Genomic DNA, 20,126 nt, shown 5'->3' on the forward strand with positions numbered 1-20,126 from the left:
ACGTGGAAGTGACACCTCACACCTACCTCGCCGCCGAAACGGGGGCGGCGACCCTGGCCGACGGCGCTGTGCTGTCGAACGCCTGGCTCCTCATCGCCCTGCCGCTCGCGGGCGCGGCGGTCCTGCTGCTCGGCGGCCGGCGCACCGACGGCTGGGGACACTGGCTGGGCGTCGCCCTGCCGGTGGCCTCCTTCGCCTGGGCGGTCGCCGTCCTGGTCGACCTGCTCGGCCGCGCCCCGGACGCGCGCAGCGTCTCCGTCCCCGTCTACGAGTGGTTCGCGGTCGGCGGCTTCACGGCCGGCGTCGACCTGCTGATCGACCCCCTGTCGATCACGTTCGTCCTGCTGATCACCTTCGTCGGCTCCCTCATCCACATCTACTCGGTCGGCTACATGGCCGAGGACGCGGGGCGGCGGCGCTTCTTCGCCTACCTCAACCTGTTCGTCGCCGCCATGCTCGTGCTGGTGCTGGCCGACAACTTCGTCCTGCTCTTCCTCGGCTGGGAGGGCGTCGGCCTGGCGTCCTACCTGCTCATCGGGTTCTGGCAGTACAAGCCGTCCGCCGCCACCGCCGCGAAGAAGGCGTTCCTGATCAACCGGGTGGGCGACATCGGCCTGCTCGTGGCGATCATGATCATGTTCTCGGTGCTGGGTGCGATCAGCTTCAGCGACGTGTTCGCCGCGGTCCCGACCGCCGGCGACGGCGTCCTGCTCGCGATCGGCCTGCTCCTGCTCCTGGGCGCCTGCGGCAAGTCCGCGCAGCTCCCGCTCCAGGCGTGGCTGCTCGACGCGATGGAGGGCCCGACCCCGGTGTCGGCGCTCATCCACGCCGCCACCATGGTCACCGCCGGCGTGTACCTCATCGTCCGGGCCGGGCCCATCTTCGAGGGCGCCCCGGTCGCCCAGACGGCCGTCACCGTGGTCGGCGCCGCGACAATGCTCGCGGGCGGGATCATCGCCTCGGCCAAGGACGACATCAAGAAGTCCCTGGCGGGGTCCACGATGAGCCAGATCGGCATGATGGTCCTGGCCGCCGGGCTCGGCCCGGTCGGCTACGTGGCCGCCATCGCCCACCTGGTCACGCACGGCTTCTTCAAGGCCGGGCTGTTCCTGGGCGCCGGATCGGTCATGCACGCCATGAACGACGGCGTGGACATGCGCCGGTACGGGGCCCTGCGCACGAAGATGCCGATCACCTTCGCCACCTTCGGCCTCGGCTACCTCGCCATCATCGGCGTGCCGTTCCTGTCGGGCTGGTGGACCAAGGAGAGCATCATCTCCGCGGCCTTCGGGATCGGCGGCACGGAGGGCGTGGTGCTGGGCACCGCCGTCATCGTCGGCGCCGCCCTGACCGCGTTCTACATGTCGCGGATGATGTTCATGACCTTCTTCGGCGCCAAGCGCTGGGAGGAGGGCGTGCACCCGCACGAGTCGCCCACCAGCATGACCGCCCCCATGGTCGTGCTGGCGATCGGCTCGGTGGCGCTCGGCGGATTCCTGATGCTGGGGGACCGGTTCGCCGCGTTCCTCACCCCCGCCACCGGAGCGCACCCGCACCACTTCGACGTGGCGCACGCGTTCACCGCCCCCTACGGCATCGCCGCGCTGGCCGTCCTGGTCCTCGGCGTGGCCGCGGCCTGGGCGATGTACCTGCGGCGGCCGGTGGCCGCCACCGCCCCGAAGGGGAACCTCGTCACGGTCGCCGCCAGCCGGGAGCTGTACGGCAACGAGATCAACGAGGGCCTGTTCATGCGACCCGGCCAGGTCCTCACCAAGGCGCTGGTCGTGATCGAGGACAAGGTCATCGACGGCGCCGTCCACGGGCTCGGCACGAGCGTGCGCGACTCCTCGTCCGGGCTCGGCAGGGCACAGACCGGGTTCGCCCGCTCCTACGCGCTCACCATGCTCTTCGGCGCCGTCATCGTCGCCGCGACGCTGGTTGTGAGGTTCTAGACAATGTTCCCCTGGCTCACCATCGCCATCGCGCTGCCCGTCGTGGGCGCGATCCTGATCTGGGCGCTGCCACGCGCCAAGGCGCCCGCCGAGCCGGCCGTCGCGACCGCCTCGGCGCAGGCCGGAGGCGCGGGCACCGCCACCCGGGTCCGGCCCCCGGCCGGTCCGGGCGCGGGCGCCTCGGCCGACGGGCGGACCGCGAAGCGGATCGCGCTGGGCACCTCGCTGGCGACCCTGCTCGTGGTCGCCGCCATGGCGCTGCGCTTCGACACCTCGCAGGCGGGCGGCCTCCAGTTCGAGCAGGTCGTCCCCTGGATCCCGCGCTTCGGCGTCCACTACGCGGTGGGCGTCGACGGCATCGCCCTGGTGCTGATCCTGATGTCGGCGGTCCTGGTGCCGCTGGTCATCGTCGCCGCCTGGAACGAGCACGACGACCGTGAGGACGGCGGGCGCGGGTACTTCGCGCTGATCCTCGTGCTGGAGGCGATGATGGTCGGCGTCTTCGCCGCCACCGACGTCTTCCTGTTCTACGTGTTCTTCGAGGCCATGCTGATCCCGGTCTACTTCATGATCGGGCGGTACGGGCTCGGCGACGACCGCGCCAAGGCGGCCGTGAAGTTCCTGCTCTACAGCCTCGCCGGCGGTCTGATCATGCTGGTCGCGGTCATCGGCGTGTACGTCCACGGCGGCACGTTCCTGTGGACCGAACTGACCGACCCGGGCGGCGCGCTGGCCGCGATCGACCCGTCCACCGCGCGGTGGCTGTTCCTGGGCTTCTTCATCGCCTTCGCGATCAAGGCGCCGATGTGGCCGGTGCACACCTGGCTCCCGGACGCCGCGCAGTCCTCCCGGCCGGGCACCGCCGTCCTGCTGGTCGGCGTGCTGGACAAGGTCGGCACCTACGGGATGCTGCGCTTCTGCCTGGAGCTCTTCCCGTCCGCCGTGTCCTGGTTCGTGTGGCCGGTGGTGGCGCTGAGCCTGGTGAGCATCGTCTACGGGGCGATCCTCGCCATCGGGCAGAGCGACATGATGCGCCTGATCGCGTACACGTCGGTCTCCCACTTCGGGTTCATCACCCTGGGCATCTTCGCGCTGACCCCGCAGGCGCAGGCCGGAGCGGCGCTGTACATGGTCAACCACGGGTTCGCGACCGGTGCGCTGTTCCTGATCGTGGGCTTCCTCATCGCCCGCCAGGGGTCGGCGCGCATCGCCGACTACGGCGGCGTGCAGAAGGTGGCGCCGCGGTTGGCCGGGGCGTTCCTGGTGGTCGGTCTGGCGGGCCTGGCCCTGCCCGGCCTGGCGCCGTTCGTCAGCGAGTTCCTGGTGTTCGTGGGCGTGTACGCCTTCAGCCCGATCCCGGCGGTGCTGGCCACCGCGGGTGTGGTGCTGGCCGCGCTCTACATCCTGTGGATGTACCAGCGCACCATGAACGGCCCCACCCCCGAGAAGCTCACGGGTCTGCGTGACCTGTCCGTGCGCGAGATGTGGGCGGTCGGCCCGCTCATCGCGCTGATCATCGCGTTCGGGCTGTACCCGCAGCCTCTGCTGGACGCGGTGAACCCCGCCGTCGAACGGACGGTGGAGATCGTGCCCGAGGCCGACGTGGCCGCCGACGGCGCCTCCGAGGAAGGAGAAGAGGAGTGATCCCCCTCATTCCCGCGCAGGCGGTGAACACGGCCGCGCAGCGCACCATCACCGAGGCCGCGCCCCAGCTGGACTGGTGGCTGCTCGCACCCCTGCTCACGGTCTTCGCGGCCGGGGTGCTGGCGGTCCTGTTCGAGGCCTTCCTGCCCCGGGAGCGGCGCCGCGGCCCCCAGGTCGGCCTGGCCGTCCTGGCGCTGCTGACCACCTTCGTCCTGCTCGTCCTGCAGGTGGGCTCGGTGGGGGAGGAGGGCACCACGGTCGCCGCCGGAGCACTGGCGGTGGACCGCACGGTCCTGTTCTTCCAGGGCACCATCACGGTCCTGGCGCTCGTCAGCCTCGTGCTGATCACCGAGCGCGGGGACGGTCGGGACGCCTTCGCCGCGCAGGCGGCGACGGTGCCCGGCAGCGAGGAGGAGCGCGCGCACATCATGGCGGGCTCCCAGCACACCGAGGTGTACCCGCTGGTGCTGTTCGCGGTGCTGGGCATGCTGATGTTCCCGGCGTCGAACGACTTCCTGACCATGTTCGTCGCCCTCGAGGTGATGAGCCTGCCGCTGTACCTGATGTGCGGGCTGGCCCGCCGCCGTCGCCTGTTCTCCCAGGAGGCCGCGGTCAAGTACTTCCTGCTGGGCGCGTTCGCCTCGGCGTTCTTCCTGTTCGGCATCGCGATGGTCTACGGCTACGCGGGGTCGGTCGGCTTCGCGGCGGTCCGCGAGGCCGTGGAGGCCGGGGGAGCGCCGATCTTCGCCGACGGCGGAAACGGGGAACCGCTCCTGCTGATGGGGGTGGGCCTGGTCTCGATCGGCCTGCTGTTCAAGGTCGGCGCCGTGCCCTTCCACAACTGGAAGCCGGACGTCTACCAGGGCGCCCCGACCCCGATCACGGCCCTGATGGCCTCCTGCACGCTGGTCGCCGCGTTCGGCGCCCTGCTGCGGGTGTTCTTCGTGCCCTTCGGCGGCTCGGCGGACGTGTGGGAGCCGATGCTGTGGACGGTGGCCGTTCTCACGATGGTCGTCGCCGCCGTGGTCGCGGTCTCACAGCGCGACATCAAGCGGCTGCTGGCCTACTCGTCGGTCGTGCACGCCGGGTTCATCCTGACCGCCGTGGTGGCGGGCAGCACGGACGGGCTCGCGGGCGCCATGTTCTACCTGGGCGCCTACGGGTTCACCACCTTGGGCGCCTTCGCGGTGATCACGCTGGTGCGGACCAAGGACGGGGCGCAGGAGCTCAACGAGATCGACCGGTGGGCCGGACTGGGCCGCCGCCACCCGGCTCTGGCCGGTGCGCTGGCCCTGTTCCTGCTGGCGTTCGCCGGGATCCCGCTCACGAGCGGGTTCATCGGCAAGTTCGCGGTGTTCGAGGCCGCGCTGGCCGCGGGTGCTGCCCCGCTGGTGGTCGTGGGTGTCCTGAGCAGCGCGGTGACGGCGTTCTTCTACGTCCGGATCATCGTGGTGATGTTCTTCCGCGACCCGGAGCACGAGGCCCCCACGGTGGTACGGGCGGGCGTGCTCACGGGCGGGGTGATCACCCTGGGTGTGGCGGCCACGCTCGTCCTCGGGGTGTTCCCCGGTCTCGTGCTGGACAACCTCGTGCCGTCTCCGGACAGCGGGCCGGAGCCGACCGCGGTCATGGTCTCGCAGGTCACAGGGGATTCCGGCGGGGAGTGACTCACTACCCGGGTGTGGCTTTGGAGGTTCAATCCGGGTCGGATACCGTGGCAAGTCGGATCATGTTCATGTGCTGAGCGTGCGGTTGGCCTTCGCTTCGACGGTCGACCGCACGCCCGTTCGACAGGTGGAGCTTTACGGTGAGCGGTGCTGTCCCGAGCGGGTTTCTCGCTCTGCCGAGAGTCGACCCGACCCTCGCCCGGGAGATCCTGGACGACCTGGAGAAGGTCGAGGACCTGCTGAGGGAGTCGGTGGCGTCCTCCGACCCCCTGCTCACCGAGGCCGCCTCCCACCTGCTCGCGGCCGGCGGCAAGCGGTTCCGTGCCACGCTCGTGCTGCTGGCGGGGCACTTCGGCGACCCGACGGTACCCGACCTCATCTCGGCGGCGGCCGTGGTGGAGCTCACCCACGTGGCGACGCTCTACCACGACGACGTCATGGACGAGGCGGACCTGCGCCGGGGCGAGCCCAGCGCCAACCAGCGGTGGGGCAACAGCGTCGCCATCCTCACCGGTGACTACGTCTTCGCCCGGGCGTCGGAGATGCTCGCCGACCTGGGCACCGAAGCCGTCCGGCTGCAGGCGGCCACGTTCGGCCGACTGGTCCAGGGCCAGATCCTGGAGACCTCCGGACCGCCCGAGGGCACCGACCCCCTCGACCACTACCTGCGGGTGATCAGCGACAAGACCGCGTCGCTGATCGCCTCCTCCGCCGAGTTCGGCGGCATGTTCGGCAAGGTCGACCCCGAGACGGTGGGCACGGTGACCCGCGCCTGTGAAGCGCTGGGCATGGCCTTCCAGCTCGCCGACGACATCCTCGACGTGGCGGGCAAGACCTCCGAGTCGGGCAAGAACCCGGGGACGGACCTGCGCGAGGGTGTGCTGACCCTGCCCATGTTCTACGCCCTGCGCTCGACGGACCCCGCCGACGAGCGGTTGAAGTCGCTGCTGGGCCGGCCGCTGGACGAGGCGGAGGCCGAGGAGGCACTGGCGCTCCTGCAGGTGCACCCCGCGATGGCCGAGGCCGACGCCACCCTGCGCGGCTGGGCCGACCGGGCGCGCGCCGAGCTGGCGACGCTGCCGGAGGGGCGCGCGCGGGTCGCCTTCGAGGCCCTGTGCGACTACGTGGTCGAACGCTCCGGCTGAGTCCGGACCGGCGTCGCACGAGGACCCCGCCACCCGTACCGGGCGGCGGGGTCCTCGCGTGTCCGGGCCCCTGCGGGTCCGCGTCCGTGCCCCGGCGGGTCAGAGGACCGCGTCCGGTGACACGCGGACGGCGCCGCCCCGTGGTGCGAACGGGGCGGCGCCGTGACCGTGGCGGGTGTCAGCTGACGACGGGCAGCGCCTCGGAGCCGGGCAGCTCGGTGAAGGTCGGGTGCTGCGTCGTTCCTTCGGCCGGGGCCTGCTCGGGGGAGCCGCCCTCCACCGAGACCAGGTCGCTGGTGTCGACCTGGTCCAGCAGGTCGGTGCCCTGGCCCAGACCCGACACCAGGTCCTCGGCCGTCCGCGCCTCGGCGCCCTCGGCCACCTGCGGCAGCTCGGTACCGGCCAGGGGGCCGTCCAGCCCCACCGGCTGCGTGGTGTCCAGGGACCCGGCGCCCTCCAGCAGCGCGCCCGTCAGGTCGGCCAGCCCAGGGGTGGCGGGAGCGGACGGAGCGGCCTGCGGCAGGGTCTGACCGTCCTCCAGGTTGCGGTTGCCGACCATCCCGAGCGCGTCGTCGACGCCGACGTCCACGTAGTTGTCGTCGGTCAGCCGGTTGGACTCGACGACGTCCTGCACCCGGTCGGGGGTCTCGACGCCGAAGGCGTGCGCGAGGTCCCACATGTTCGGGGTGACGGGCTTGCCCGCGCTCTGCGGCACGACCTCGTCGGTGGAGTCCAGGGGCGACAGGGTGTTCTGCAGGTCCGCGGCGTCGCTCAGGGCCAGCGAGTTGTCGCCGGTCAGGTCGGTGATGCCGCCCAGGTCGGGCGCCTCCGCGGTGTCGGGCAGCCGGACCGCGTCGGTGGCCTGGTCCAGTTCGAGCTCCTCGGGCAGCGCCCGGGTCGCCTCCACGGTGTGCGGCAGCAGGTCGGTGGCCGTCTCCTCCAGCGAGGCGCCGGTGCCGTGGCCCATGTCCTCCACCAGGGTCCCGGCCTTCAGGGAGGTCTGCTCCACGGAGGCGCCGGCCCGGTGGGCGGCGGTCTCCTCGGTGACGCCGTCCAGCCCGGTGGCGGACTGGGCCTCGGCCACGGCGTCGGCCAGGTCGCCCGTGGGGTTGGGGACCGAGCCCAGCGGCGTGGCCACGGGGCGGCCGTCGGGCAGGGGCGCGGCCAGGTCGGGGGCGGGCTTGGCGGGGGTGGCCGATTCCTGGAGCTCGCTCAGCGCGCTGTCCGCGATCGGCCCGACGCCCTCGGGGGCGAGGCTGTGCATGGTGGGAGCGACGCCCTCGACGAGGGCCCGCTCGACGGTGGGGGCGACCTCGTGCATCGGGGTGGCCATCGTGTCGGCGGTCGAGACTCCGGCGCCGAGGGCGACGAATCCGGCCGTTCCGGCAGCGAGGAGTACGGCCCGGGCGGAGGTGCGCTTGGCCTGCGTCATGGGTGTCCTTCCAGAAGTTTCGTGGATATCGGGGCGGCCTGCGCGCGGGACGCGGTAGGCCGAAGCCGGGGAGTCGTGGACCTCCGGCTGACATGAGCCACGTGAGCGGTGGGCACGGGGCTCAGGTCAGCTCCCAGAACGGGTGCGGCGCGGCCGCGGCTGGGACGGTCCGGGGAGGGCGGAGGGCTCGGGTGGCGTCCCTCCGGCGTCCTCCGGACGTCCTAGTCGGGCGAGACCGTGGGGTCGTCAGCGCCGACCGCGGGCGCCGCGCGGTGGTGGCGCGGGGCCGGACGGAGCGCGTCGGAGTCCGGCGCCGTCATGGGCGCGCTGGTGAGGTACCCGGCGATGCCGGGGGCCGGTGCGGGGGACGACCCCGTGGTGGCGGGCGACCCGGCGGCGGGCTGCCCGACCGGCGGCTCGGGTGAGCGGGGTTCGGGGCCGGCGTCCTCGCGGTCACCGCCGCCGACGGCGGCGTGGGCGGGGTCGGACGGGGTACCGGCGGGCGCGGCGAAGGCCGGGGGCGCGCTGTGGCCGCGTTCCGGGTCGTCGGCCGCCCCGGAACGGTCCTGGGCGTCGGTGGCCGGTTCGGTTGCGGTACCGGCGGCCCCGGCCTCCTCCGCGGTGGTGGCGGCGGAGCGGCGGGGCTCGTCGAGGGGCAGGGCGGGGACGGTTCCGAGATCGGAGGTCTCGGGCAGGGCCCGGTCGGCGTCGCCGACGGCCTCGATGACCTCGGCGCCGACGTCGGCGACCGGTCGGGTGGCGCCGTTCAGGGCGCCGCCGGGTTCGGTGCGTCCGCCGGGGTCGGCCTGGAGCCGTTGGTGGACCGTGCCCAGCGTGGTGGTGACGGGTTCGGCGACCTCGGCGGGAACGACGCCGTCCAGCGGGGCCGATCCGTCCGGGGCGGCCGAGACGAGCGCGTCGGCCGCGTCGCGGCCGGAGTCGGCGTGCGCCGGGGCGCCGCCCAGCAGCCACAGAGCGGCCAGGGCCGCGCCGACCAGCAGCCCGAGGCAGAGCAGCGAGGACGGGGACGGCAGCGCGGAGGACGCTTCCGAGCACGGGACCGAGGCGACGCGCGTGGCGCGTGGCGTTCGGCTGGTGCTCTGCATGGATGGGCCCTCCGCGGCATGTGCCAGGTCGCAGCGGGGACACGTCCCCGCTCACGACCAGACGTTAGCACAATGTCACTGAGAGTAGTTTCGGTTTGCTCGAACGGGGAACCCGATCAGGTCTCGGCCGCGCCCCGCTCCCGCGCCGCCAGGTCCGTCCGCCGGGCGGCCGCACGGGAGCGGGCACCGCGGATCTGGTCGAAGGCGAACACGCACAGGGCCGACCACACGATCGCGAAGCCGATCCAGCGGCTCGGCGGCATCTCCTCGCCCTGGACGAGCCAGCCGACGAGGAAGATCATCGTCGGAGCGATGTACTGGAGGATCCCGATGATGCTCAGCGGAACCCGTTGGGCCGCCATCCCGAACAGCAGCAGCGGCAGTGCGGTCACGAAGCCGCCGCCGATGAGCAGGGCCGTGTGGCCGGGCGAGACGGAGAACATCGTCCCCGAGCCGCCGAACTCCAGGTAGAGGACGAAGCCCAGGGCCGGCAGGAACATGATGAGGGTCTCGACGGTGAGACTGCGCATCCCGTCCAGGTCCACGTACTTCTTGACCGCGCCGTAGGCGGCGAAGGACGAGGCCATCAGTAGAGAGAGCCAGGGCGCGGACCCGTAGGCGACGGTCATCACGACCACGGCCAGGGCGCCCAGCCCGACGGCGATCCACTGGGCGGTCCGCAGGCGCTCGGAGAAGAACACCATGCCGAGGCAGACCGACATGAGCGGGTTGATGAAGTAGGCGAGCGAGGCCTGCAGGGTCTGCGAGATCGAGACCGAGTAGATGAACCCCCACCAGTTGAGGGAGATCAGGGCGGCGGCCGCGGCGATCGGCAGGAGGCGCCGGGGGCTGCGGACCACCGCGGGGAGCCACGCCCACCCCCGTCCCGCGACCAGGAGGAACACGCACATGGCGAGCAGGGACCAGACCATGCGGTGGGCGAGGATCTCTGAGGGCTCGGCGGCGGAGAGGAAGGGCCAGTACAGGGCGGCGAGGCCCCACATGAGGAAGGCGCCCGCCCCGAGGGCGACGCCGTGGTTGGATTCCGGCACAGGTCAAATGGTAGGACGAATCGGACGGTGTGTCTCCCCCGTTTCTTGCGCCCGCGGATACGCTGGGCACATGTTCGGGAGAAAAGCGACCATGGTCGATCCAGCACGCGCCCTGCCCGGTCGGGACACCCCGATGCCGGTGCACGCCGAGCACACCGTGCTGGGCACTCCGCTCACCCCGCCCTACCCGGAGGGCAGCGAGATCGCCGACGTGGCGATGGGCTGCTTCTGGGGGGCCGAACGCACCTTCTGGCGCCTGGGCGCCGACCGCGGCGTCATCACGACCGCCGTGGGCTACGCGGGCGGGTTCACCCCCAACCCCACCTACGAGGAGGTGTGCTCCGGCCTGACCGGCCACACCGAGGTGGTCCGGGTGGTCTTCGACCCGGCCCGCATCACCTACGGCGAGATCCTCAAGGTCTTCTGGGAGGGCCACGACCCCACCCAGGGCATGCGCCAGGGCAACGACGTCGGTACGCAGTACCGGTCGGCGATCTACTACCACGACGACGCCCAGCGCGCCGCCGCCGAGGCCACGCGGGACGCCTTCCAGCCGGCCCTGACCCGGTCGGGCTTCGGTGCGATCACCACGGAGATCGCGCCCCTGACGGCCTTCTACTTCGCCGAGGACTACCACCAGCAGTACCTCTCCGACGCCAAGAACCCGAACGGCTACTGCGGCATCGGCGGTACCGGCGCCAGTTGCCCGATCGGCGTCGTGACCTCGGACGACGCGTCTTCCGGGCGTGCAGTCGAGTAGTACGTCCGAGCACCTGCGAGTACGCCCGCGCACGCTCGGATGATGGCTGGGGCGCCCACGGCGCGACGTGAATGACGTGGGCGGCCCCGTCCGGGGCGGGGCCTCAGCTCATCTCATGTGGTGAGTCCGGGGTGGCACATCAGTGTGCAGGCGATGCCGGCGAAGGCCAGGACGTGCTCGGCCCTGCGCTCCGGGCAGGCCGAACGCTCCCTCGGCGACCGGCCTCCCCAGCGCGACCGGTGGCACGCGCGCGCCACGACGGACACGATGACGGCTCAGGGGCCGTCGGTGAGGACCCGCACGAGCTGGTCGAGGCTCGGAGCGCCGCTGAGGCCATCGGGGCCCGCGTAGACGCGGCAGCTCATTCCGTGGTTCTGTACAGGTGTGGGAAGAGCATCCCGGCCGTCGAGACGGATCGTCGGTGAGCCGGGGAAGCGCAACTGGCGTGCTCGTTCGTCGGTGTCCACTTCGACCAGGGCGATCGGCTGTTCAGCGTGCCCGGTGAGCCTGAGGGCTTCGATCAGGCGCTCCTGGGCCACCCGCCAGTTGGGGCACCCGGAGAAGTACAGAAGCTCGACCTCCACTCTCCCATGATGGGCCGGATCGATCCTGAAGTACACCGGGTGCACCGCATTCCGTTGGCGTTGGCAATTCCCGCCCCAGCCGACCACCGGCCGCCGGGCTCCGAACGCGCGGAGCCGCTCTCCGCGGGCGGCGGCAGGAGCACGCACCCGGGCGTCCGCTGCTGATCGCCGCGGCACCCCGCGCGAAGCCGGGGACCGACGAGCGGCCCTCAGGCGCGCGAGGACAGAGCCGAACGGTCGAGCAGGTCGATCGCCGCGTAGCGGACCCGGACGAGCCCCGCCCTCTCGAACTCCTTCAACACCTTGTTCAACGACGGTCGGCGTACGCCCAGCATGGCCGCCAGTGTGCGCTGGGGGAGGGCGACGACGCCGGAGTCGGACTCGTCCAGCAGGAGCTGCGCCGTCTGCTGGGTCAGGGATTTGCCGAGCAGGCCGAGTATGCGCATGTGGCTGGTGTTGAGGCGTTCGGCCACACTCGACAGCCAGCGCCGTGCGATGGCCGGGTGGGACGCCAGCAGCCGCTCGAACTCCTCCGGTCCCAGTTCCAGCAGTTCGACGTCCTCCACGGCGTGGCCGATGTAGGGCATGGGCATGCCCAGCAGCAACGGAATGTCACCGTCGACGTCTCCGGGCTTGAGGATCTGCACGACGACGCGTCCGGTGCCCGATCCGGCCGACAGCTCGACCTGTCCGGACCGCACGATCCACACCCCTGAGCCGCCGTTGCCCCCGCCGAACACCACACCGGACCGGGGCACGGTGCGCCGACGCAGTGTGGAGGCCAGCGCGGAGACGTCACGGCCGGTGAGCGGGGCGGAGCTACCGCGACCCACGCAACGGGCCACCCAGGCGGCCTGTTGGAGCCGCGGATCCTCACGTGCGCCGCCGAGAAGCCGCAGCGCGCGCTCCATCGCCGATGACTGGTCGAAGTGCATGCCGATCGCCCCTCGTCGTGTCGGGCCTGTGGACCCGTCGATCGCGAGCGCGGAAGTTCCCGTTGGACCGAAGCTACCGGATCCGGGGACGCCGCAGCGGTGAACCTGCCGATCCCGTTGATGTGGACCGGCCTGGACGTGTGCGGATGCCCCGGCTCGGCCCCGTCGGGTGGTGAAGGGGGCGGTGTCAGCGCCGAACCGCCGATCCGTGCGGCCCTTCGCGCTGTGCGATGGTCCACGCGGCGCTGACCAGCCCGATGTGACTGAGCGCCTGGGGGAAGTTGCCGAGCATCCGGCCCGTGCCGGCCTCCGTCTGCTCCGCCAGCAGACCCAGGTCGTTGGCGCGGGCGGCGGCGCGCTCGAAGGTGGCCCTGGCCTGGCCGGTACGGCCCGCGAGGGCCTGGGCCTGGGCGAGCCAGAACGTGCACAGCAGGAAGTCCCCCTCCTGTCCGGACAGCCCGTCCACCCCGCTGGCCGTGTCGTAGCGGCGGACCAGCCCGCTGTCGCCGGTCAGGTGCTCGGCGACCGCGTCGATGGTCGCGGCCACGCGGGGGTCGTCGCCGGGCAGGAAACCGGTGATGGGCAGCATCAGCGCCGCGGCGTCGAGAGAGGGGTCGCCGAAGGACTGGGTGAAGGCTCCGACACCTGCGTTCCACCCCTGTTCCAGGATCGCCGTCCGGATCCGCTCCCGCTCCTGCTCCCACGCACGAACCCGCGCCTGGTCGGCTCCGAGGTGATCGGCCATGCCGAGCGCGCGGTCCAGCGCCACCCAGCACATGAGCTTGGAGTGCAGGAAGTGCCGGGGGCGGCCGCGCACCTCCCAGATCCCGTGGTCCCTTGAGTGCCAGGCCCTGGCCGCGGTGTCGGCCAGGCGCACCAGGAACGCGCGCAGTGGCGGATCCGCCGCGCGGACCTGGTCGGCGAATCTGGCGGCGGTGGAGAGGAGTTCGCCGTACACGTCGAGCTGGTGCTGGTCCCAGGCGGCGTTGCCCACGCGCACGGGCCGGCTGCCGTACCAGCCGCCGAGGTGGGGCAGCTCGCGCTCGGCCAGGTCGTGCTCACCGCCGACGCCGTACATGATCTGCAATGGCGCGTCGGACCGTCCGGTGGCCGCGGCTCTGGTCATGAAGGAGAAGAACTCGTCGGCCTCGTCGGGGCAGGCGGCCACCCACAGGGCGTCCATGGTGAGGGCGGCGTCGCGCACCCACGCGTAGCGGTAGTCCCAGTTGCGTTCGCCGCCGCGCTGCTCGGGCAGGGAGGTGGTGGGTGCGGCGACGATCGCTCCGGTCGGCTGGTAGGACAGGCCCTGCAGGACGCGTCCCGACAGGGAGACGAGGTCGCGCCAGGGCCCCGTGTACCCCTCGTGGGCCCGCGACCACCCTCTCCAGGCTTCCACGGTGTCCCGAAGGAGGTCCGCGAGTTCGCGCTGGCTCCACGGGCCGGGTCCGTTCCTGGACATGGGAGACCACTGGAGGGCGAAGTACCCCTCCTCACCGGCGCTCAGATCGAGCGCGCACGTCGCCCCGGCCGACGTGACGTCGGGTGGGGCGGGACTCGACAGGGAGAGGGCCAGGGGTCCGCCGTCGCAGCGCACCCCGCCGTCGGCGGAGGACACCAGGGGCACCACCACCCCGTACTCGGGGCGGGGCTGGAACGACGTCCGCACCCGGACACGGCCCTCGGTGCAGGCGATCGCCCTGACCAGGACGTGCGGTGCCTCGGCGCCCAGGCGGTGGGGGTCGAGCGGGGGACCGGTGGCCAGAGCCTCGGTCACCACCAGCGCGCCCTCGGCACAGGTGTGCTCGGTGCGCAGGACCAGGGTGCCATCGAGGTAGCGGCGCCGGGAGCGGGTCGGCGCGTCCGGACGGAGCGACCAGTGGCCGGCGTCGCCGTCGAGCAGCGATCCGAACACCGAGGGCGAGTCGAACCGGGGCAGGCAGAGCCAGTCGACGGTCCCCGACCGGGTCACCAGGGCGGCGCCGTGCCGGTCGGAGAGCAGGGCGTGGTCCTCGATGTCGTCGCCGGTCATCGTGTTCGCCTCCCGTGCTGGCCAAGCGGGACCACGCGTGCTCCGGCGCGGTCCGCGCGCCCGGTCACCCCTCCGGGAGGCGGTCCGCCGCCCGCGCGCCCGGGGCGTGGCCCCGGCGTCGGCGCCGGAGCAGTACCGCTGCCGTGCTGACCGCGGTCAGAGCGACCGGCACCAGGCCCATCCCCGCCGCGTGGGCCACGAAAACCCGACCATCCCCAGTGGGCCGGTGGACCGGGCCGCCGCCGTGGCGGTCGCACGCGGGATCGTTCCCATCGTCACCTCAGGATCTCGGTGTCGGGGGTGAAGGCCACCCATGCGAACCAGAACGTGTCCACGTGGTCGACCGGGGTGAGTTCGCGGCCCGCCAGTTCGCCGTCCACGGCACGGCCGGAGATGTTCCAGCGGCTCCCCGTCTGGTGGTCGGTGAACCCGTCGCCGTCCGACTCGAAGGTGAGCTCCTCACCGTCCAGGACGGGACGGAAGACGCCGGTGGAGGCCGTCTCGCGGCCCTGTGCGATCACCGGTTCGTCCAGCGCGGACGCGGCGCCGGGCTGGGCCCACACCGTCACGGCGTCCCCGTCGGCCTCGGTGGCCACCACACCCCGCTCCAGTGCGTCGTCCACAGGCACGGCGAGCGCCTCGTCCCCGGTGCCGATGCCGATGACGCGGGTCTTGGCGGGCAGGCGCGGGTCGGCGTCGGTGTCGAGCAGGAACGGTTCGCTGTCGGGGTCGTCGTAGCCGACGTAGGGGTTGTGTCCGTAGTCGCGCTCATGGCCGGTGTCCTGGCTGAGCACGGCTCCCTCGGGGTGGTCGGCCCGCCACCGCTCCCACGGGAGCACCGTGACGCTGACGCGTTCCAGTTCGGTACCGGTCAGCGTGCCGGCGACGGCGCGGCCCTCGATCTGGGGCCACAGGGAGTGGGTCTGGCGGTCGAACATGACCAGGTCGGAGTTGTAGAGCATCCCCGACACCCCGAAGTCGAGCACCCGGTCACCGACCCTTCGGTCGAAGGCCAGTGCCGAGTCGCAGAGCGGGCAGTAGGTGACCGCGACCGGACGGCCGCCGATGGTGTCGTTGACGATCTCGTGCCAGATGAGGATCCGCACGGGATAGGCGCGGTCCTCTCCTTCCACCGACACCCCCAGGACCGGCTCGGTGTCCTCCAGCCAGTCGATGTCGGACGCGTCCTCGAACGCGGGATCGTCCAGTGCCGGGATGCCGTCGGGCGGCGGGCCGCCGCTGACCAGGCGGTCCACGTCCACCAGTGGTTCGGGGAGTCCGGGATCGGCCGGGTCGTCCAGAGCCGAGACGACGTCCTCGACCGGGCCGGAGCCCGGTGAGGCCGGCGGCGAGGACGAGCGCTCGTCCTCCCCGGCCGGCGCCGCGCAGGCGGCGGCGGCCAGTACCAGAGCGGCCGCGGCGCACGCCCCGCGCATGGTGAGCCCGTTCCTCGACCCCCGCATGTGTCTCACCTCTTCGCCTCCGGCACGCCCACGGGCGCGTGTGGTTCGAGTCTGTGCCGATCGCGGTGGTCGGCGCCGCGATATGTCAGCGGGCGGACACTCTCGCCCGGCCACGGGCCCGGACGGGGTGCACTACGGGGTGTGACGGGCATGGACCACTCGGGGACGCGGCGTCCGCCGCGTGTCCCACCGGTGCGTCGATGGCCGGGCAGCTCACCCAGAGGAGAGGAACGACCAACGTGACCCAGGGTTCCCGGGACCGGGACGAGATCTTCGTCGAGTTCACCAAGAGCGTCTGCCCGGTGTGCAAGGTGGTGGTCGACGCACAGGTCAACATCCGCGACAACAAGGTCTACCTGCGCAAACGCTGCAAGGAGCACGGGTGGTTCGAGGTCCTGGTCTACGGCGACGCGCAGCTCTACACGGATTCGACCAGGTTCAACAAGCCGGGCACCCTGCCGCTGGCCTTCCAGACCGAGGTCAGGGACGGCTGTCCGTCCGACTGCGGCCTGTGCCCCGAGCACAAGCAGCACGCCTGCCTGGGCATCATCGAGGTCAACACCGGCTGCAACCTGGACTGCCCCATCTGCTTCGCCGACTCCGGGCACCAGCCCGACGGGTACTCCATCACCCGGGAGCAGTGCGCCCTGATGCTCGACACCTTCGTCGAGGCCGAGGGCGAGCCGGAGGTGGTGATGTTCTCCGGAGGGGAACCCACCATCCACAAGGACATCCTCACCTTCGTGGAGATGGCCACCGACCGCCCGATCAAGGTCGTCAACCTCAACACCAACGGCATCCGGCTGGCCGCCGACCGGCGCTTCGTCGCCGCCCTGGCCGATCTCGACGGCCGAGGCGGCACCGCGGTCAACGTCTACCTGCAGTTCGACGGGTTCGACGAGCGCACCCACCGCGAGATCCGGGGCAAGGACCTGCGCGAACGCAAACGGCGGGCACTCGACCACTGCGCCGAGGCCGGGCTCACCGTCACCCTGGTCGCCGCGGTCGAGCGCGGCCTCAACGACCACGAACTGGGCGACATCATCGAGTACGGCATCGACCACCCCGCCGTGGGCGCGGTGTCCTTCCAACCGGTCACGCACTCGGGGCGGCACGTGGAGTTCGACCCGCTCACGCGGCTGACCAACTCCGACGTGATGGAGATGATCAACGCCCAGCGGCCGGACTGGTTCCGGCCCGGCGACTTCGTCCCCGTCCCCTGCTGCTTCCCCACCTGCCGCTCCATCACCTACCTGCTGGTGGACCGCAAGGAGGACCGCACCGACGTCGTTCCGCTGCCCCGCCTGGTCGACGTGGACGACTACCTCGACTACGTGAGCAACCGGGTGCTGCCCGACCCGGCCCTGCGGGAGTCGCTGGAGAAGCTGTGGAGCGCCTCGGCGTTCATGGGCGCCCCCTCGACCATGGACAGTCTGGCCACGGCCACCGCCGAGTGCGCCTCCTGCGGTATCGATCTTCCCCAGGCCGCCAAGGACCTGGGCGACAAGGTGTTCATGATCGTCGTCCAGGACTTCCTGGACCCCTACACGCTCAACGTCAAGCAGCTCATGAAGTGCTGCGTGGAGGAGATCACCCCCGACGGGCGCATCATCCCCTTCTGCGCCTACAACTCCGTCGGCTACCGCGAACAGGTCCGCGCCCAGATGTCGGGGGTGCCCGTCGCCGACGTCGTGCCCAACGCACGTCAGCTCACCGACGTCACCGTCGAATCCCCCTACGGATCACGGATCGCGCGACCCTTCCCACCGGACGGTGACGCGACCACCGACCCGGCCGCACCCGTCGTCACCGATTCCACCAACACCGGCCGACGGGCGGTGGACTGAATGGAGCCCCGGGACCTCGGCCCCGAGGAGACCAAGTCCTGCTGCGCGGCCGCCTACGGCCGCGACGCCGTCGCCCTGCTGCTCGGCGAGTCCTACCACCCGGGCGGGCTGTCGCTGACCCGCCGCCTGGCAGGCCGGCTGGTCCTGCGCGAGGACGGGCACGTCCTGGACATCGCCTGCGGCCCCGGCGCCACGGCCCGACTGCTCGCCGTCGAACACGGCGTGCGCGTCGACGGCGTCGACCTCGGAGAGCACACCCTGGCCACGGCCCGCACCGAGACCGAGCGTGCCGGACTGTCCGACCGGGTGCGCTTCCACCGGGGCGACGCCGAAAGGCTCCCGCTGCCCGACGCCGCCTACGACGCCCTGGTGTGCGAGTGCGCGCTGTGCACCTTCCCCGACAAGGCCGCGGCGGCGGCCGAGTTCGCCCGGGTCCTGCGCCCGGGCGGGCGGGTCGGGATCACCGACGTCACCGTCGCCGAGGACGGCCTGCCCGAGGAGCTGTCCGGGCTGGCCGGGTGGGTGGCGTGCGTCGCCGACGCCCGCCCCGTCGCCGACTACTCGGCTCTGCTCGCGGAGGCCGGACTGGTCACCGTGGCCACGGAGCGGCACGACGACGCGCTGGCGCGGATGATCGACCAGATCGAGGCGCGTGTGCGGCTCCTGCGGATGACCGCACCCGAACGGCTCGCAGAGGCCGGTGTGGACGCCGACGCCCTGACCCCGTACCTGGAGGCCGCCCGGAGCGCCGTCGCGGACGGCCGCATCGGCTACGCGCTCATCGTCGCCCGCAAGGCGGACGTCTGAGCGAATCAGGTCGGGGCAGGGGCCCTCGCTCCCGGCGGTCCCCTCCCCGGACGGACGCCGATGCCCGCCCGCACAGGGTACGAGCCGCCTACTCGCCCGTGTCGCGGCAGCGCCCGATCCCGGCGGCGGCCAGTCCCTCGCGGGTGGGGCCGCCCTGCCGACAGCACGGCGCCACCCGGCCGTCCACCACGACGGCCGGGACACGGGTGATTCCGTATCCGCGTGCCCTTGTGCCCGTGTCGCCCTCGCGCATGTCGCGGACGACGACCTCACAGCCGGGACCGGCCAGGTCCTCGACCAGGTCGACGGCCGGCGCACACCCGGCGCACCCTGTCGTGAACACCTCGATCTCGCGCATGACCATGGTTTCCACCTCCTGCTCCGGACGCTAGGCCCCGCACCCGGGTGGAAGGTCAAGTCCGGCGGACGTGGTCGATGATGGGACACGACGCCGACCCGGCGCCCGAGTCGTTCTGGAGGCGGTCGGCCCGTGCGTCCAGGTCCACCAACCGGGCCCGCAGGCGCTCCAGTCCGGCGACGCGGCGGTCGATATCGGACACGTGATCGCGCAACAGGGCCCGCACGTAGTCGCAGGGGCGCGTGGCGCCGTCCCGCAGCGCCAGGACCTCGGCGATCTCGTCCAACCGCATCCCGAGCCCCTGGGCGGCCCGGACGAAATCCAGCCGCTCGACGTCCTCCTCACCGAAGTCGCGGTATCCCGCGCTCGTCCGGCGGGCCGGGGGCAGCAGGCCGATGTCCTCGTAGTAGCGGACGGTCGTCGGCCGCACCCCGGTCAGGCGGGCCAGTTCACTGACACGCATGGCACACCCCCCTCCCCACGGCCTCGACCGCGCGGCCGTCCTGCCGGTGCGGCACCTGCCTCTGATCATTCCCCGGCCCGTGCCTTCCACCGTGTGGAAGGTCCACACACCCGCCGAGGTGGGGAGGCCACGACCCTGCGGAGCGGCAGGGATAGGTACCGTCCGGGCCGCGCCCAGGCGGCGAGGGAGCGCTCGGCGGCCCGCAGACGGCCCGGTCCCGTGTCCGGTAGGTACAGGCCGCGCAGCAGCAGGGCGGTCTGCTCGGGCGTGGCCATGGGCAGTCGCAGCACGCGGCGGCTGCTCGACACGACGGTCCACCCGCGTGCGGCCAGGAACCGGTCCGCGCCGTCGCAGGCGTGCGGGTTGGGCCAGGACAGTCGGGTCTCCCTCAGCGCGAACAGGACCCGTACCCACGCGAGCGCTCCCCGGGGAGGGGCACCCAGCCCGGCCGGGGTCAGCGCGGCCAGCACACCGTCCGGGCGCAGAACCCGTTCGACCTCGTCCATGACCGCGTCCAGGGGCGTGAGCACCTGAAGAGCCATCGCCGCGCACACCGCGTCCACCGACCCCGTGGCGAACGGCAGCGCGGCCGCGTCGCCCATGACGAGTGGGCCCCGCCCCAGCGCGGCGGCGTAGGCCAGCTCGCCCGCCGAGGAGTCCACACCGGCCCAGCGGACCCGGGGCAGTGCGGCGCGTGTGGGACCCGAACCGCACGCCAGGTCCAGGACCGTCCCGGTGGCCGAACGCAGTGGCTCGGCCAGCCACGCGTACGGGTCCTCCTCGGCCAGGCCGAGGAGCCGCTCGGTGACCCCCGGGCGCGTGTCGTGGAAGTCACCCAGGTAGCGCCGCCACTCCCGATCGTCCATGTCCCCTCCGCCTTGC

The 20,126-nt window shown here is 72.2% G+C and carries 17 protein-coding genes; 7 read left to right on the plus strand and 10 right to left on the minus strand.

The window, feature by feature from the left end; translation table 11 throughout:
• Window positions 1-8 precede the first annotated feature (8 nt).
• From nuoL to M1P99_RS15070, 4 genes are all read left to right on the plus strand, one after another.
• The gene (gene nuoL / locus M1P99_RS15055) at window positions 9-1,952 is read left to right on the plus strand and encodes an NADH-quinone oxidoreductase subunit L (RefSeq protein ID WP_304455700.1); all 1,944 of its coding nucleotides are present in this window, start codon (window positions 9-11) and stop codon (window positions 1,950-1,952) included.
• A gap of 3 nt (window positions 1,953-1,955) precedes the next feature.
• Window positions 1,956-3,596 carry an NADH-quinone oxidoreductase subunit M gene (locus tag M1P99_RS15060; RefSeq protein WP_304453278.1) on the plus strand — a complete coding sequence of 547 codons (1,641 nt, stop codon included), beginning with the start codon at window positions 1,956-1,958 and terminating at the stop codon, window positions 3,594-3,596.
• A complete protein-coding gene (gene nuoN / locus M1P99_RS15065; RefSeq protein WP_304453279.1) occupies window positions 3,593-5,263 on the plus strand; it encodes an NADH-quinone oxidoreductase subunit NuoN in 1,671 nt (556 codons plus the stop codon). Before M1P99_RS15060 ends, nuoN begins: the two co-directional genes overlap by 4 nt.
• Window positions 5,264-5,403: 140 nt before the next feature.
• On the plus strand, window positions 5,404-6,408 hold the full coding sequence (locus M1P99_RS15070; RefSeq protein ID WP_304453280.1) for a polyprenyl synthetase family protein: 1,005 nt from the start codon (window positions 5,404-5,406) through the stop codon (window positions 6,406-6,408).
• A 178-nt stretch (window positions 6,409-6,586) separates the two neighbouring features.
• Here M1P99_RS15070 and M1P99_RS15075 read toward each other — a convergent pair whose 3' ends face one another.
• The 3 genes from M1P99_RS15075 to rarD all read right to left on the minus strand — a co-directional run bounded on the left by M1P99_RS15075 (window position 6,587) and on the right by rarD (window position 9,998).
• Complete coding sequence (locus tag M1P99_RS15075; RefSeq protein WP_304453281.1) at window positions 6,587-7,840, minus strand: hypothetical protein; 1,254 nt, start codon at window positions 7,838-7,840, stop codon at window positions 6,587-6,589.
• Between the two features lie 221 nt (window positions 7,841-8,061).
• Complete coding sequence (locus tag M1P99_RS15080) at window positions 8,062-8,946, minus strand: hypothetical protein (RefSeq protein WP_304453282.1); 885 nt, start codon at window positions 8,944-8,946, stop codon at window positions 8,062-8,064.
• A 116-nt stretch (window positions 8,947-9,062) separates the two neighbouring features.
• The gene (gene rarD / locus M1P99_RS15085; protein WP_304453283.1) at window positions 9,063-9,998 is read right to left on the minus strand and encodes an EamA family transporter RarD; all 936 of its coding nucleotides are present in this window, start codon (window positions 9,996-9,998) and stop codon (window positions 9,063-9,065) included.
• 70 nt (window positions 9,999-10,068) lie between these two features.
• On the opposite strand from rarD, the gene msrA reads away from it, so the two are divergent.
• Window positions 10,069-10,758 (plus strand): peptide-methionine (S)-S-oxide reductase MsrA, encoded by a 690-nt coding sequence (gene msrA / locus M1P99_RS15090; protein ID WP_304453284.1) that lies wholly within the window; start codon window positions 10,069-10,071, stop codon window positions 10,756-10,758.
• A 275-nt stretch (window positions 10,759-11,033) separates the two neighbouring features.
• Here msrA and M1P99_RS15095 read toward each other — a convergent pair whose 3' ends face one another.
• From M1P99_RS15095 to M1P99_RS15110, 4 genes are all read right to left on the minus strand, one after another.
• On the minus strand, window positions 11,034-11,342 hold the full coding sequence (locus M1P99_RS15095; protein ID WP_304453285.1) for a thioredoxin family protein: 309 nt from the start codon (window positions 11,340-11,342) through the stop codon (window positions 11,034-11,036).
• Window positions 11,343-11,551: 209 nt separating this feature from the next.
• Window positions 11,552-12,277 carry a Crp/Fnr family transcriptional regulator gene (locus tag M1P99_RS15100; RefSeq protein ID WP_304453286.1) on the minus strand — a complete coding sequence of 242 codons (726 nt, stop codon included), beginning with the start codon at window positions 12,275-12,277 and terminating at the stop codon, window positions 11,552-11,554.
• A 187-nt stretch (window positions 12,278-12,464) separates the two neighbouring features.
• Window positions 12,465-14,306: a glycoside hydrolase family 15 protein gene (locus M1P99_RS15105; RefSeq protein WP_304453287.1), complete on the minus strand. Its 1,842-nt coding sequence runs from the start codon at window positions 14,304-14,306 to the stop codon at window positions 12,465-12,467.
• Between the two features lie 275 nt (window positions 14,307-14,581).
• A complete protein-coding gene (locus M1P99_RS15110; protein ID WP_304453288.1) occupies window positions 14,582-15,769 on the minus strand; it encodes a DUF3179 domain-containing protein in 1,188 nt (395 codons plus the stop codon).
• 239 nt (window positions 15,770-16,008) lie between these two features.
• Between M1P99_RS15110 and M1P99_RS15115 the strand changes: the two genes are divergently transcribed.
• Window positions 16,009-17,616, plus strand: coding sequence for a radical SAM protein (locus M1P99_RS15115; RefSeq protein WP_304453289.1), 1,608 nt, complete (start codon window positions 16,009-16,011; stop codon window positions 17,614-17,616).
• Window positions 17,617-18,423, plus strand: coding sequence for a class I SAM-dependent methyltransferase (locus tag M1P99_RS15120; protein WP_304453290.1), 807 nt, complete (start codon window positions 17,617-17,619; stop codon window positions 18,421-18,423).
• 88 nt (window positions 18,424-18,511) lie between these two features.
• Here the strand turns inward: M1P99_RS15120 and M1P99_RS15125 are convergent, their stop codons facing one another.
• From M1P99_RS15125 to M1P99_RS15135, 3 genes are all read right to left on the minus strand, one after another.
• The gene (locus M1P99_RS15125; RefSeq protein WP_304453291.1) at window positions 18,512-18,787 is read right to left on the minus strand and encodes a thioredoxin family protein; all 276 of its coding nucleotides are present in this window, start codon (window positions 18,785-18,787) and stop codon (window positions 18,512-18,514) included.
• 49 nt (window positions 18,788-18,836) lie between these two features.
• The gene (locus tag M1P99_RS15130) at window positions 18,837-19,244 is read right to left on the minus strand and encodes a heavy metal-responsive transcriptional regulator (protein ID WP_304453292.1); all 408 of its coding nucleotides are present in this window, start codon (window positions 19,242-19,244) and stop codon (window positions 18,837-18,839) included.
• 65 nt (window positions 19,245-19,309) lie between these two features.
• Window positions 19,310-20,110 carry a class I SAM-dependent methyltransferase gene (locus M1P99_RS15135; RefSeq protein WP_304453293.1) on the minus strand — a complete coding sequence of 267 codons (801 nt, stop codon included), beginning with the start codon at window positions 20,108-20,110 and terminating at the stop codon, window positions 19,310-19,312.
• Window positions 20,111-20,126: the final 16 nt, after the last annotated feature.

The organism is Nocardiopsis sp. YSL2, from assembly GCF_030555055.1.
Taxonomy (GTDB): domain Bacteria; phylum Actinomycetota; class Actinomycetes; order Streptosporangiales; family Streptosporangiaceae; genus Nocardiopsis.